Below are 13,804 nucleotides of genomic sequence, written 5' to 3' on the forward strand. Positions count from 1 at the left end.
GTTATTAGCCTCCGTTGCGTTTTAACTGCAGCTCATCATGATGGCGTTTTTCACCAATCATCACGACCACCAGCAGGATTACCGCCAGAATGCTGCCGCCAATCATCACCATAAAGCCGCCATCCCAACCGAAGAAGTCAACGGTATAACCCACAATGGCGCTTGCAGCGACAGAACCGCCCAGGTAACCAAACAGACCGGTAAAGCCCGCCGCCGTACCCGCCGCTTTTTTCGGCGCCAGTTCCAGCGCGTGCAGACCGATCAACATTACCGGGCCGTAGATCAGGAAGCCGATGATAATCATACAAGCCATATCAACGTTCGGGTTCCCTGCCGGGTTCATCCAGTAAACGATGGTCGCGATAGTCACCAGGGTCATAAAGAATACGCCGGTCGCGCCACGGTTGCCGCGGAAGACTTTATCCGACATCCAGCCACACAGCAGCGTGCCCGGAATACCCGCGTATTCATACAGGAAGTAGGCCCAGGAGGATTTATCCAGTGCGAAATGCTTCACTTCTTTCAGGTAGGTCGGTGACCAGTCGAGGATGCCGTAGCGCAGCAGATAAACAAACACGTTGGCGATAGCGATATACCACAGTAATTTGTTCGGCAGTACGTACTGCATGAAGATCTGCTTCGCAGTCAGCTCTTCTTCCGCTTTTTCGTTGTAGTCATCCGGATAGTCGTTTTTATACTCTTCGATAGGCGGCAGACCGCAGGATTGCGGCGTATCGCGCATCATTGCGAAAGCGAACAGCGCCACCACAATCGCGCCAAAGGCTGGCATATAGAGCGCCGCTTTCCAGTCGTTAAACCACGCCATCCCCAGCAGGAACAGCAGTGACGGGATCCCGCCGCCGACGTTATGCGCACAGTTCCAGACCGACACAATGCCGCCGCGCTCTTTCTGCGACCACCAGTGAACCATCGTACGTCCGCACGGCGGCCACCCCATCCCCTGGAACCAGCCGCAAAGGAACAACAGCACAAACATCACGGCGATGCTGGATGTCGCCCACGGCACAAAGCCCATAAACAACATGACTGCTGCGGCCAGAATCAACCCTGCCGGCAGGAAAACGCGCGGATTCGAGCGATCGGACACCGAACCCATTATAAATTTCGAAAAACCATAAGCGATGGAAATCCCGGACAGCGCAAAGCCCAGATCGCCGCGTGAAAAACCCTGTTCTACCAGGTAGGGCATCGCGAGGGCAAAGTTCTTGCGCACCAGATAATACGCGGCATAGCCAAAGAATATCCCCAGGAAAATCTGCCAACGTAATCGGCGATAGGTCGGATCAATCTCCGCCGCTGGCAAGCGCGCTTTATGCGGCGCTGGTTTAAAAATACTCAACATATTGTAGCCTCCGTGGCCCGTATTTTATTTAGAGGTAAACACCGCAGTTCGTTCAAACAACCCCGCTGCTCCCAGTGTGGCCGCGATGTTAAGTAAAGATACGTCACGTTAATGTGAATTACAGCACATATTGTTACAGTTTTATGACTAATGTTCAGAAAGGCGCACGAAATCACGTTTCATTTTCGAATAGTGAGCGATTATGCGCGAAATCAAACATTCCATATGATTTGTATGGCTAAATAATAAAAAACGAACTGTGAGGAAAAACAATGAAAACTCGCGACTCGCAAGCAAGTGACGTGATTATCATTGGCGGTGGAGCAACAGGCGCAGGGATCGCCCGCGACTGCGCGCTGCGCGGTTTACGTGTCATTCTGGTGGAGCGGCATGATATAGCGACCGGCGCGACCGGGCGTAACCACGGGCTGCTGCACAGCGGCGCTCGTTATGCGGTTACCGACGCGGAATCCGCGCGCGAGTGCATTAGTGAAAACCAGATTTTAAAACGGATCGCCCGCCATTGCGTCGAACCGACGGATGGTCTGTTTATTACGTTGCCGGAAGATGATCTTGCGTTTCAGGCCACCTTTATTCGCGCCTGTGAAGCGGCAGGCATTCGCGCTGAAGCCATCGATCCGCAGCAGGCTCGCATCATCGAACCTTCCGTTAACCCTGCGCTCATCGGTGCGGTAAAAGTGCCGGATGGCAGCGTGGACCCTTTCCGCCTGACCGCCGCCAATATGCTGGATGCCAGAGAACATGGCGCAATCGTGTTAACGGCGCATGAAGTGACCGGGCTCATTCGTGAAGGCGCAACGGTCTGCGGCGTCCATGTGCGTAACCATCTCACTGGCGAAACCCAGACGCTTCACGCGCCGGTGGTGGTCAATGCGGCTGGTATCTGGGGGCAACGGATCGCCGAATACGCCGACCTGAGTATTCGCATGTTCCCGGCGAAAGGCTCGCTGTTGATCATGGACCATCGGATCAACCAGCATGTCATTAACCGCTGCCGGAAACCATCGGATGCCGACATTCTGGTACCTGGTGATACGATTTCACTGATCGGCACCACCTCTACCCATATTGATTACAATGAGATAGACAGCAACCGCGTCACCGCAGATGAAGTCGATATCCTGCTGCGTGAAGGGGAAAAACTGGCCCCTGTCATGGCGAAAACGCGTATTCTGCGCGCGTATTCCGGCGTCCGCCCGCTGGTGGCCAGCGATGACGATCCCAGCGGTCGTAACGTCAGCCGCGGTATTGTGTTGTTCGACCACGCCGAGCGCGACGGGCTTGAAGGCTTCATTACCATTACCGGCGGGAAGCTAATGACTTACCGCCTGATGGCGGAATGGGCGACCGACGCCGTGTGCCGCAAGTTGGGCAATACTCGCCCCTGCATCACGGCGGATACGCCGTTGCCTGGCTCAAAAGAGTCCACGGAACATACGCTGAAACGCATTATCTCGCTTCCCGCGCCGCTACGCGGATCGGCGGTTTATCGGCATGGCGATCGCACGCCGGGGTGGCTGAGTGAAGGCCGCCAACACCGTAGCCTGGTCTGTGAATGCGAGGCCGTCACGGCGGGGGAAGTGCAGTATGCCGTCGAAAACTTAACCGTGAATAGCCTGCTGGATCTGCGCCGTCGCACCCGCGTAGGGATGGGCACTTGCCAGGGCGAACTGTGCGCCTGCCGCGCGGCCGGGCTATTGCAGCGTTTTAATGCGACGACCGCGGCGCAATCTATTACGCAACTCTCTGAATTTCTGAATGAGCGCTGGAAAGGCGTACAACCTGTCGCCTGGGGAGACGCGCTGCGCGAAAGCGAATTCACGCGCTGGGTTTATCAGGGATTATGCGGTCTGGAGAAGGAGCACCAGGATGAAATTTGATACGGTTATTATGGGCGGCGGTCTCGCCGGTTTGCTATGCGGACTGCAACTCCAGCAGCATGGATTACGCTGCGCCATCGTCACCCGCGGACAAAGCGCGCTGCATTTTTCCTCCGGCTCGCTGGATCTACTCAGCGCCCTGCCCGACGGCCAACCGGTGACCGACATTACCGCCGGGCTTGATGCGCTGTGCCGCCAGGCGCCTGAACATCCTTATTCGCGTTTAGGCGCGCAAAAAGTCCTTACGCTGGCGCAACAGGCGCAAACGCTACTTAACGCCAGCGGCGCGCAGTTATACGGTGACGTACAGCAGGCGCACCAGCGTGTCACGCCGCTTGGCACATTGCGTTCAACCTGGCTTAGCTCACCGGAAGTACCGGTCTGGCCGTTATCCGCACAGCGAATTTGCGTCGTCGGCGTTAGCGGATTACTGGATTTCCAGGCGCACCTTGCGGCAGCGTCGCTGCGCCAACGCGACCTCAACGTGGAAACCGCAGAAATCGACCTTCCGGAACTGGACGTACTGCGTGATAACCCGACGGAATTTCGCGCGGTCAATATTGCGCGTCTGCTTGATAACGAAGAAAAATGGCCGCTGCTGTACGACGCGCTGTCGCCAATAGCGACAAACTGCGACATGATCATCATGCCCGCCTGTTTCGGGCTGGCGAACGATACGCTGTGGCGCTGGCTTAACGAACGTCTGCCCTGCGCGCTCACGCTGCTGCCGACGCTGCCGCCATCGGTGCTCGGTATTCGTCTGCACAATCAGCTCCAGCGCCAGTTTGTCCGTCAGGGCGGCATCTGGATGCCGGGCGATGAAGTGAAGAAAGTCACCTGCCGTCGCGGTACCGTGAGCGAAATATGGACCCGCAACCATGCCGATATCCCACTGCGCCCGCGTTTTGCCGTACTTGCCAGCGGTAGCTTCTTTAGTAGCGGTCTGGTTGCCGAGCGCGAAGGGATCCGCGAACCTATTTTAGGGCTCGACGTACAGCAAACGGCCACCCGCGCCGAATGGTATCAACAACATTTCTTCGACCCACAGCCCTGGCAGCAGTTTGGCGTCGTGACGGATGACGCCTTCCGCCCCTCCCTTGCGGGCAACACGGTAGAAAATCTGTATGCAATAGGTTCTGTGCTGGCGGGATTCGATCCTATAGCTGAGGGATGCGGCGGCGGTGTCTGCGCAGTCAGCGCCCTCCAGGCCGCGCACCATATCGCTGAGCGTGCAGGAGAACAGCAATGAGCGACACACGTTTTGAAAGTTGTATTAAATGTACGGTGTGCACCACCGCGTGCCCGGTCAGCCGCGTTAATCCTGGCTACCCTGGCCCTAAACAGGCCGGACCGGATGGCGAACGCCTGCGTCTGAAAGACGGCGCGCTGTATGATGAGGCGCTGAAATATTGCATTAACTGCAAACGGTGTGAGGTCGCCTGTCCGTCGGACGTGAAGATTGGCGATATCATCCAGTGCGCCCGCGCGAAATACGATACGACGCGCCCGTCATTGCGTAACTTTATTCTCAGCCATACCGATCTGATGGGCAGCGTTTCAACGCCGTTCGCGCCGGTGGTCAATACCGCCACCGCATTAAAGCCAGTGCGCCAGTTGCTTGATTACGCGCTCAAAATCGATCATCGCCGCACCTTACCAAAATACTCTTTCGGCACCTTCCGCCGCTGGTATCGTAGCGTGGCGGCGCAGCAGGCTAAATACAAAGATCAGGTCGCCTTTTTCCATGGCTGTTTTGTGAATTACAACCATCCGCAGCTCGGAAAAGATCTGATTAAGGTGCTGAACGCAATGGGTACCGGCGTACAGTTACTGAGTAAAGAGAAATGTTGCGGCGTGCCGCTGATCGCTAACGGTTTTACGGATAAAGCTCGCAAGCAGGCTATCAGCAATGTGGAGTCGCTACGCGAGGCGATTGCCGTCAAAGGTATTCCGGTCATCGCCACGTCATCCACCTGTACGTTTGCGTTGCGCGATGAATATCCTGAAGTGCTGGACGTGGACAACGCCGGGCTGCGCGAACATATCGAGCTGGCCACCCGCTGGCTATGGCGCAAACTGGATGCCGGGAAAACGCTGCCGCTTAATCCTTTGCCGCTGAAAGTGGTCTACCATACGCCGTGTCATATGGAAAAAATGGGCTGGACGCTTTACACGCTTGAATTATTGCGGCAAATTCCGGGGCTTGAATTGACGGTACTTGATTCACAGTGCTGCGGCATTGCCGGTACGTATGGATTTAAAAAGGAAAACTATCCGACATCACAGTCCATCGGCGCGCCGCTGTTCCGCCAGATTGAAGAGAGCGGCGCCGACATTGTCGTCACCGATTGTGAAACCTGTAAGTGGCAAATTGAGATGTCTACAAGCAAACGCTGCGAACACCCCATTACGCTACTGGCGAAAGCGCTCGGCTAAGTAAAAAGCGCCGGAGCCCCTCCGGCGCCATTACTCTACTCACCAGGGCCGATTTTCCATCAGACATATACCCTTCATACTTCAAGTTGCTTATGTGTTGGCTACGGATTATTTTGGGTATAAACACGGATGTCTCTTTGCAATAACCTGCCCTATTTGGTTAACCATGACCGCTAACCCTCGGTGGCATGACAGATAACGACGTTACTGTTTATAGAGCAATATCTCTTGTATCGACGCGTTACCAGCCTCCTTTAAAGAGGGGGATAACTGAATATCTCCAATAATAATTGAGTGTTATGTGAATAATAATAAAATCAGGTCTATGCCTGATTTAATATATTTCCCACTAACAATAATATTTTTACAAATAATTATAAATTACATCATATTCGCTACTTTCACCTACCAGGAAACAGAGCAAAATGAATATATGTGTAAATTCACTTTACCGATTGAGCACACCGCAATTTCACAGTTTATATTCAGAAGAGGTGAGCGATGAGACGCTTGCGTTGTTGATTGGCGAAGTAGAGAACGGTAATCAGAATTGTATTGATCTGTTATGCAATCTTGCGTTACGCAACGATAACCTGGGACATAAAGTTGAGAAATTACTTTTTGATCTCTTTAGCGGAAAAAGATCGGGCTCACCAGATATAGACAAAAAAATCAATCAGGCTTGCCTTGTATTACATCAAATCGCCAATAACGATATAACAAAAAATAATACTGAGTGGAAAAAGCTACATGCCCCTTCCAGATTACTTTATATGGCCGGTTCCGCGACAACCGACCTTTCTAAAAAAATAGAAATAGCACATAAAATTATGGGCGACCAGTTCGCTCAGACAGATCAAGAACAGGTAGGAGTTGAAAATCTTTGGTGTGGTGCGCGAATGTTGTCGTCAGATGAGCTAGCAGCTGCAACGCAAGGTCTGGCTCAAGAATCACCTCTTCTCTCGGTAAACTATCCTATTGGGCTGATTCATCCTACCACCAAAGAAAATATATTAAGCACTCAGCTACTTGAAAAGATTGCTCAATCAGGATTATCTCACAATGAAGTCTTCCTGGTAAATACAGGAGATCACTGGCTTCTCTGTTTATTTTATAAACTTGCAGAAAAAATAAAATGCCTTATATTTAATACTTATTATGATTTAAATGAAAATACTAAGCAAGAGATTATAGAAGCAGCAAAAATTGCAGGCATATCAGAAAACGAAGATATTGATTTTATTGAAACTAATTTACAAAATAATGTACCCAACGGCTGTGGTCTATTTTGTTACCATACAATTCAACTCTTATCGAATGCAGGACAAAACGATCCTGCTACCACACTACGAGAGTTTGCGGAAAATTTCTTAACGCTTTCAGTAGAGGAACAAACACTATTTAACACCCAAACCCGGCGACAAATATATGAATACAGTCTCCAGTAATGGCGAGTACTTATCCTGAAATGATGCTCTGCCAAGAATTTATAAGTATATAAGGATGGGAAGGCCAGGCCTTCCCACTAAAAGTTCTATGCCGTCAATGATTCAACCACGTCTATCCAGCCATGCTCGCTGGTAATGTCCTCGCCATTAAGCCAGCGGCGCAGCATATTTAGCGCCATCATCGCGCAGACTTCCTGACGTATTGCCAGACTATACCGATTGGCGCTAAAACGCACGCGTAAGGCATACGTGCCATCCGGCATTTTTCTCAATAACTACGTTTTGCCGTGCTTACTGACTGAACAGATTTAAACATCACCAACCTGTTGTCCAGCGCCTCGGTGTAGAGCATCGTATCTACCCCGACCGCGACAAAATTCGCGCCCCACGCCAGACATTTCTGCGCCATTGCCGGATCGACCGCCAAAAAACCCGCCGCTTTTCCGGCGGCGCGAATACGATAAATACACGCTTCAATGATCCGCTGCACTTCCGGGTGTCCGGCATTATCGGGGTAACCCAATGAAGCAGAGAGATCTGCCGGACCGATAAAGACGCCATCAATGCCTTCAACCTCCAGAATCGCGTCAAGGTTTTCCAGCGCCACTTTGCTTTCAACCTGCACCAACAGGCAGAGCGACTCATTGGCCTGTGCCATATAGTTGTCGATTCTCCCCCAGCGCGCCGCACGCGCCACGCTCGCGCCAACGCCTCGTTGCCCCAACGGCGGGTATCGGGTAGCGGAAACGACCTGGCGCGCCTGTTCTGCGGTATCAACCATCGGGATCAGTAGCGTTTGCGCCCCGATATCCAGTACCTGTTTAATGAGCGCTTTACTTCCCTCGATCGGGCGAATCACCGGCTGGCTGGCGTATGGGGCGATGGCCTGTAACTGATGATACAAGTCCTGCACCGTATTAGGCGCGTGCTCGCCATCTATTAACAACCAGTCATAACCCGACGTCGCCGCAATCTCCGCCATATAAGAGGTGGTTGAACTGAGCCACAAACCAATTTGCGTATCCCCTTTACGTAATCCTTCTTTAAAAGGATTTGATAACAATGCGTTCATAGCGATCCTTACAACGTAGATAAGATTAATGATGCGCAGCGCCGGATTGCGCCACCGGACGATTAACGCTCAGCGTGAAGATAATTAATGAGCCAATGATGGCGACTCCGGCCAGCGTCAGCAGGCCCGCCGCATCGCTGGCAAACAACGTTTCCGCTTTTACGCGCAGAATTGGGGCAATAAAACCGCCCACAGCGCCAAACAGATTAACGAAACCAATTCCTGCCGCCAGAGCCGTACCGGAAAGTAGCTGCGTCGGCATGGTCCAGAATACGGGCTGAACGGCAATAAATCCTACTGCTGCAACACAGAGCGCCAGAATAGCGAGCACCGGAGAAACCAGACCTGACAGGCCAATGCCAATACCCGCAGCCAGTAACGTCACTGCCGCAACGTTACGGCGATCGCCGGTACGGTCGGAGTAGCGAGGAATAAGCCATGTGCCAAGCAAAGCCGCCACCCAGGGAACCGCTGTTACCACCGAAGCGGTAAAGCCCACTTTAGTGCCCAATAGCGCGGCAACCTGGGTCGGCAGGAAAAAGATGAGTCCGTATACCGCCACCTGAATCGTCAGATAAATAATAGCCAGTTGCCAGACGCGTCCATTACGCAGCGCATCCGCAAGCCTTGACGTGACCTTTTTCTCTTCTTCGCTCGCCAGTTGCCTGATAAGCGCGTTCTTTTCTTCCAGGCTAAGAAAACGCGCCTGCTGCGGAGTGTCATCAAGCCAGAAAAAGGTGAATATCCCTGCGCCAATCGCCAGTAGGCCTTCGATAACGAACATCCAGAACCATCCCGGGTGCCCCATAAAACCATGCATCTCCAGCAGAGCGCCGGAGAGCGGTGAACCCAAGGTTAACGCCAGCGGCGCGCCCATATAAAATAGCCCCATAATGCTGGCACGGTTACGCTGCGGGAACCATTGTGAAGTTAGATAGATCATGCCGGGGAAAAATCCAGCCTCCGCCGCGCCCAATAGCGTGCGGATTATCAGGAATTTTGCTTCACTATCCGCCCAGGCCATCGCAGCAGAGAGAAAGCCCCACAGCAGGGTAGTCGTGCCGATCCAGGTTCTTGCGCCAAATTTGCGCATCAGCAGGTTAGCCGGTACGCCAAGGAAAGCGTAAACCACAAAGAAAATACCGGCCCCTAGCGCGTAGGCTTCATTACTTAGCCCGGTATCTATCTGATAGGTCTCTTTGGCAAAACCAATATTTGAACGATCCAGAAACGCCAGTACATACAGCGCCAACATAAAAGGAATTAAACGTGCGCGGTTTTTCTTCACTACGCCGTCAAGTAAAGTGATGCTCATAGCAATATCCTCAACAGGATGAGGGCGTTGCCGTACAAAGGCAACGCACGAGTTATTAGTGGCTATAAGGGCGTTTCAAGTGACAGTCACGGTTAAGCTCGACGCCGAAGCCCGGCTTATCCAGCACTGATTTATGGATGCGTCCATTCACCGGCACCGGCTCATCCAGGAGAATCGGGTCAAATTGCGGACGCAGGGTGGAGCAGTCCGGGCTGGTCATCAGGAACTCGCTGAAAGGGGTATTAGTGAAAGTAATAACTGCATGGTGCGAATAGACAGACGAACCGTGCGGCACCACCAGTTGCCCGCGCGATTTGGCAAGCGCGGCGATCTCAACCAGCGTGGTTAATCCGCCGCACCAGCCAACATCCGGCTGCATAATATCAATGCCGGTTTCTGCCAGAGTGCGGAAGGATTGCAGCGTACCATGGTGTTCGCCGCTGGTAACCATCATCCCTGCAGGCGCGTTGCGTTTTAATTCGCGATAGCCTTCATACTGCTGCGGCGGCAGACACTCTTCAATCCATTTGAGATTAAATGGCGCACAGGCGTGAGCCAGTTTAGTCGCGTAGTTCACATCCTGACTCATCCAGCAGTCGAGCATCAGCCAGAAATCCGGCCCGCACTTTTCACGCATATCCGCCACCATCGCGGCATCTTTACGGATCCCCGCATCACCATCGTGCGGTCCCCAGTGAGCCGGCATTTTACCGCCGATAAAGCCCATTTCTTTAGCCAGATCCGGGCGTGCGCCGGTGGCGTAAAACTGAATTTCATCGCGCACCGCTCCGCCCAGCAATTTATAAACCGGCAGCCCAACCACCTTGCCAAACAGATCCCACAGCGCCAGATCCACACAGGAAATCGTGTTCATCACCAGACCGCCGGAACCGGAGTAGTACATGGTCGCGCCGAGCATCTGATCGTGAATAAGTTTGATATCGCTTACGCATTTGCCTTCAATAAACCGGTTAAGATGTTTTTCTACGATAAAACAGCCCATCTCCCCTGCTGTCGAAACGGCGAACCCCGTCTGCCCATTTTCCGCCTCTACTTCGACAATCAGCGTCCCTAACACGTTGATTCCAAAAGACTGACGAGACTGCTCATAGTCGCGATATTTGCTCATGGGAGTGGCGATATGGTCATCAATCCAGTGATTTCCTCCCTGGTCGTGATAATCCCCGCCGCCAGCCCCTTTCTCTGCGGTAGCGCCCCCAATAAACCAGGCTCGAACGTGTTTAATTTTAGGAAGAGTCATAATATTCTCCATTTTAAGATGCGAGTGAGTCGAAGGGACTTTTCCATCCCAACAGGCGTGAAATATCTTTGGCACAGGCAATAGCTTTACCGGCCAAATAATCAAGATTCTCTTCGTTGATTTGCAGGCGCGTGCCGACCACTGAAATTGCCGCGGTCAGTTCGTTTCTGGCATTAAATACCGGTGCGGCAACGCAGCGGACATCCGGATAATCCTCCCCGTTATCAAAGCTCCATCCACGCTGGCGAATGCGTTCCAGCTCATCATTCAATTGTTGCGGCTCGGTGATGGTGGTCAGCGTGGCTCGCTCCCATACCAGTTGTTCAATAATGGCTTTGCGTACGGCGGCCGGCTGCCATGCCAGCAGGCATTTGCCGATGCCGGAACGATAAAGAGAGAGGCTTTTCCCCTCATGCGAGCGCACGCTGATAGTGGATGAGGATTCCACTTTCAGTATGTAATACGCATTTTCGTGGTCGATGATCCCCAAGTGACACAGCAGCCCGGTTTCATCCATCAGTTGTGTTAGACGAGGACGCGCCAGCTCCCGCAGATCCATCTTGCTGAGCGCATGACCCGACAATTCAACGAGCTTAGTCCACAGGCAGTAGTTATCCTGATGATCGAGGCTAATAAATCGCTGACGTTTTAATTCATTCAACAGCAGGTACGCGGTGCTTTTTGGAATACGCAGCGTTTCAATAATGATTGCCGCGCTGCATGGGCCAATACGCGCGATCAAATTGAGGATGTCGAGTGCGCGAGTAAGAGCCGGGACTTTACTTGATTCCAACATATTGGACTCCAGTCTGAGACACTGGAATCAGTGTGAAAGGTCAGTAGGGAAAAAATTGTGAAGCGCGTCAAAGCTTATCCGCCTTCCAACGGAGTGGAAGGGTTAACCATATAAATGTGAATTAACGCACGTATTACTTTGTATTCAGTACAATTGGCTGGACAAAAAAGCAGATGATATTGCCGGATAATGGCATAGCGGCCTTATCCGGCTCACGATGTCGTTCCCATCGCAGATAAGAGAAAGGGATTATGATGTCAATGATTCAACCACGTCTATCCAGCCATGCTCGCTGGTAATGTCCTCGCCATTAAGCCAGCGGCGCAGCATATTTAGCGCCATCATCGCGCAGACCTCCTGACGTATTGCCAGACTATACCGGTTGGCGCTAAAACGCACGCGTAAGGCATACGTGCCATCCGGCGTCGCCAGCGCGAAATTAAGATGTTCGTTTTCCAGCCCCGACACGGCCAGCGCCAGACCGGCATAATGATTGCTGCGCCGTTCTGTCGTCCAGTGCGCCGTTTGCGCCAGCGTCTCTTCCTGAGAAGGAACGACTTCGCTGGCAAGAACCGGCGCCCCGGCGCGGGAAAGCTGTAGCGCCAGTAAGCCGCTGGTGTATTGCTCGCTCAACGTCAGACTCAACTGCCTTTCCTGCAGGCGGCGGGCTATTTGCGCCGGCAGGTTTTCCGTACCTTCAAAAATCAGGTTCTGCCCGGCAACCCGTTTGACCTCTGGCCATAACGCCAGCATCGCCTCCCGTTGCGTCGCCGGGCCGGTCAACTTCAGTTCAATGATCGGCATTGATGAGCGATACCCCATCGTCACGCCGGGCGGCAACGGCAGTGAATCGAGACGCTGCGCCAGGTCGCTTTCTGAACGTCCAAAAGTCGTTAACCGCAGACAAAGCGGCGGCTCCGGCAGAGAAAAACGCGCGCGTAACCGCGGTAAGATTTCCTTCTCCACCATAACCTTAAATTCCGACGGTACGCCGGGGGTGAAAAACATCAGGCAGCGGTTGAGCTGTAGCGCAAATCCACAGGCAGTGCCGACCGAATTATTAATAAACTCCGCGCTGGCAGGCAGTTCCGCCTGTTTACGGTTGCTCGGCGCCATCACGCGACCGCGCTGCTGAAAGTAGCGTTCCATTTCGGTCAGCCACGCCTGGTGCAGTACTAATCCTTCGCCTTTTGCCGTTGCCGCGGCGAGCGCGCTTAAATCATCGCTGGTCGGCCCTAACCCGCCATTAACAATCAAAACATCAGCATGTTGACTGCGTTCACGCAAGATAGCGACCAGACTGTCCAGATTATCGCCTACCGTATTTCGCCGTGATAACGGAACGCCCTGATGAAAGAAAAAATCAGCCAGCCAGGCGGCATTGGTGTCAACGATTTGTCCGTGCAACACCTCATCCCCGGTGGATAGCATTTCCACATTTAGCATTGTGTTCTCCTGCTTTTATGATGAAAACACTATAACGCAAAGACGAATAGGACGTGGAAAGAAGAATGGCGGGAAAAGGAGGAATATGGCGCGACGATTGCCGCGCCGTTAGCATCAAAAACTGGCGTTTACGCCAACATAAAGGCCGTCAGCAATCGCATTGTCGCGGTTGCCGTCTTTACCCGCCAGGTTCAGGTAACGATAACCGGCTTCAATGCTCAGCGGGCGCATAATGGTGAAACGCGCGCCTGCATTCGCTTCTTCATAACTTTCGATACCGCTGGACAGCGAATCTGGTGAATAATAATACTCGCCGAACAGACGGAAGCTGTTGCCGATTTTCCATTGTAACCCACCGCCGACAGCCGCCGCATAGCCTTCATCGCTGTCTTTCGGATTGGTATAAATACCTTTACCGCCGACCGTCGCCAGCAGCGGTCCCACCGGAATGTTCAGCCCCAGACCCACGCCCGCAGCGTCGCCATCATCATCGTTGTGCATCCAGTTGCCGCTTAGCGCCAGTCCCGTCGATTCCGTACCAAAACCCACGCCAATGTTGGTGTAATCTTCGCCCGCCTGGCCGCTAATACTGATGGCCTGCGCCGATGCAGAAACGAACAGCATTCCGGCAAAACCTAATAATATGCTTTTTTTCATTTTTACCCTTTCCAGCAAGCACATAAAGAAAAACTCCCCAAAACGGCAGAATTGTACTGCCAGACGCTGAGGAATCAATGCACTAAGAAACCATTCCAAAAACATATTG

12 protein-coding genes are annotated in these 13,804 nt (G+C 52.8%); 4 read left to right on the plus strand and 8 right to left on the minus strand.

Annotated elements, in window-relative coordinates; genetic code table 11:
* Window positions 1-4: 4 nt before the first annotated feature.
* Complete coding sequence (gene glpT, locus J4685_RS05780; RefSeq protein ID WP_000948744.1) at window positions 5-1,363, minus strand: glycerol-3-phosphate transporter; 1,359 nt, start codon at window positions 1,361-1,363, stop codon at window positions 5-7.
* A 272-nt stretch (window positions 1,364-1,635) separates the two neighbouring features.
* Here glpT and glpA point away from each other — a divergent pair, with 272 nt between their 5' ends.
* The 4 genes from glpA to sseL all read left to right on the plus strand — a co-directional run bounded on the left by glpA (window position 1,636) and on the right by sseL (window position 7,148).
* Complete coding sequence (gene glpA / locus J4685_RS05785; RefSeq protein WP_000857204.1) at window positions 1,636-3,264, plus strand: anaerobic glycerol-3-phosphate dehydrogenase subunit A; 1,629 nt, start codon at window positions 1,636-1,638, stop codon at window positions 3,262-3,264.
* Window positions 3,254-4,513: a glycerol-3-phosphate dehydrogenase subunit GlpB gene (glpB, locus tag J4685_RS05790; RefSeq protein ID WP_000667146.1), complete on the plus strand. Its 1,260-nt coding sequence runs from the start codon at window positions 3,254-3,256 to the stop codon at window positions 4,511-4,513. The genes glpA and glpB overlap by 11 nt, the downstream gene beginning before the upstream one ends.
* On the plus strand, window positions 4,510-5,700 hold the full coding sequence (gene glpC, locus J4685_RS05795) for an anaerobic glycerol-3-phosphate dehydrogenase subunit GlpC (RefSeq protein WP_001285716.1): 1,191 nt from the start codon (window positions 4,510-4,512) through the stop codon (window positions 5,698-5,700). Before glpB ends, glpC begins: the two co-directional genes overlap by 4 nt.
* 425 nt (window positions 5,701-6,125) lie before the next feature.
* Window positions 6,126-7,148 carry an SPI-2 type III secretion system effector deubiquitinase SseL gene (gene sseL, locus J4685_RS05800; RefSeq protein ID WP_001017746.1) on the plus strand — a complete coding sequence of 341 codons (1,023 nt, stop codon included), beginning with the start codon at window positions 6,126-6,128 and terminating at the stop codon, window positions 7,146-7,148.
* A gap of 86 nt (window positions 7,149-7,234) precedes the next feature.
* On the opposite strand, the gene J4685_RS05805 is transcribed toward sseL, so the two are convergent.
* The 7 genes from J4685_RS05805 to J4685_RS05835 form a co-directional block, all read right to left on the minus strand.
* The gene (locus J4685_RS05805; RefSeq protein ID WP_001112766.1) at window positions 7,235-7,411 is read right to left on the minus strand and encodes a hypothetical protein; all 177 of its coding nucleotides are present in this window, start codon (window positions 7,409-7,411) and stop codon (window positions 7,235-7,237) included.
* Window positions 7,412-7,416: 5 nt separating this feature from the next.
* Window positions 7,417-8,220: a 2-keto-3-deoxy-L-rhamnonate aldolase gene (yfaU, locus tag J4685_RS05810; RefSeq protein ID WP_000992940.1), complete on the minus strand. Its 804-nt coding sequence runs from the start codon at window positions 8,218-8,220 to the stop codon at window positions 7,417-7,419.
* 25 nt (window positions 8,221-8,245) lie between these two features.
* The gene (locus J4685_RS05815) at window positions 8,246-9,535 is read right to left on the minus strand and encodes an MFS transporter (RefSeq protein WP_000028931.1); all 1,290 of its coding nucleotides are present in this window, start codon (window positions 9,533-9,535) and stop codon (window positions 8,246-8,248) included.
* Between the two features lie 55 nt (window positions 9,536-9,590).
* On the minus strand, window positions 9,591-10,796 hold the full coding sequence (gene rhmD, locus J4685_RS05820; RefSeq protein ID WP_016505938.1) for an L-rhamnonate dehydratase: 1,206 nt from the start codon (window positions 10,794-10,796) through the stop codon (window positions 9,591-9,593).
* A 13-nt stretch (window positions 10,797-10,809) separates the two neighbouring features.
* The gene (locus J4685_RS05825; protein WP_000894202.1) at window positions 10,810-11,592 is read right to left on the minus strand and encodes an IclR family transcriptional regulator; all 783 of its coding nucleotides are present in this window, start codon (window positions 11,590-11,592) and stop codon (window positions 10,810-10,812) included.
* Window positions 11,593-11,841: 249 nt separating this feature from the next.
* Window positions 11,842-13,038: a nicotinamide mononucleotide deamidase-related protein YfaY gene (locus J4685_RS05830; RefSeq protein ID WP_000935692.1), complete on the minus strand. Its 1,197-nt coding sequence runs from the start codon at window positions 13,036-13,038 to the stop codon at window positions 11,842-11,844.
* A 114-nt stretch (window positions 13,039-13,152) separates the two neighbouring features.
* On the minus strand, window positions 13,153-13,695 hold the full coding sequence (locus J4685_RS05835) for a YfaZ family outer membrane protein (protein WP_016506193.1): 543 nt from the start codon (window positions 13,693-13,695) through the stop codon (window positions 13,153-13,155).
* Window positions 13,696-13,804: the final 109 nt, after the last annotated feature.

The sequence above is a fragment of the Salmonella sp. 32100201201700099SM genome (assembly GCF_017572645.1).
Classification (GTDB): domain Bacteria; phylum Pseudomonadota; class Gammaproteobacteria; order Enterobacterales; family Enterobacteriaceae; genus Salmonella; species Salmonella enterica.

Bases quoted from the DNA above. Each gene is read 5' to 3' on its own strand.
- sseL (WP_001017746.1), top strand. From the start codon at position 6,126: ATGAATATATGTGTAAATTCACTTTACCGATTGAGCACACCGCAATTT.
- glpC (WP_001285716.1), top strand. From the start codon at position 4,510: ATGAGCGACACACGTTTTGAAAGTTGTATTAAATGTACGGTGTGCACC.
- rhmD (WP_016505938.1), bottom strand. From the start codon at position 10,796: ATGACTCTTCCTAAAATTAAACACGTTCGAGCCTGGTTTATTGGGGGC.
- J4685_RS05825 (WP_000894202.1), bottom strand. From the start codon at position 11,592: ATGTTGGAATCAAGTAAAGTCCCGGCTCTTACTCGCGCACTCGACATC.
- yfaU (WP_000992940.1), bottom strand. From the start codon at position 8,220: ATGAACGCATTGTTATCAAATCCTTTTAAAGAAGGATTACGTAAAGGG.
- J4685_RS05815 (WP_000028931.1), bottom strand. From the start codon at position 9,535: ATGAGCATCACTTTACTTGACGGCGTAGTGAAGAAAAACCGCGCACGT.
- J4685_RS05835 (WP_016506193.1), bottom strand. From the start codon at position 13,695: ATGAAAAAAAGCATATTATTAGGTTTTGCCGGAATGCTGTTCGTTTCT.
- glpB (WP_000667146.1), top strand. From the start codon at position 3,254: ATGAAATTTGATACGGTTATTATGGGCGGCGGTCTCGCCGGTTTGCTA.
- J4685_RS05805 (WP_001112766.1), bottom strand. From the start codon at position 7,411: ATGCCGGATGGCACGTATGCCTTACGCGTGCGTTTTAGCGCCAATCGG.
- J4685_RS05830 (WP_000935692.1), bottom strand. From the start codon at position 13,038: ATGCTAAATGTGGAAATGCTATCCACCGGGGATGAGGTGTTGCACGGA.
- glpA (WP_000857204.1), top strand. From the start codon at position 1,636: ATGAAAACTCGCGACTCGCAAGCAAGTGACGTGATTATCATTGGCGGT.
- glpT (WP_000948744.1), bottom strand. From the start codon at position 1,363: ATGTTGAGTATTTTTAAACCAGCGCCGCATAAAGCGCGCTTGCCAGCG.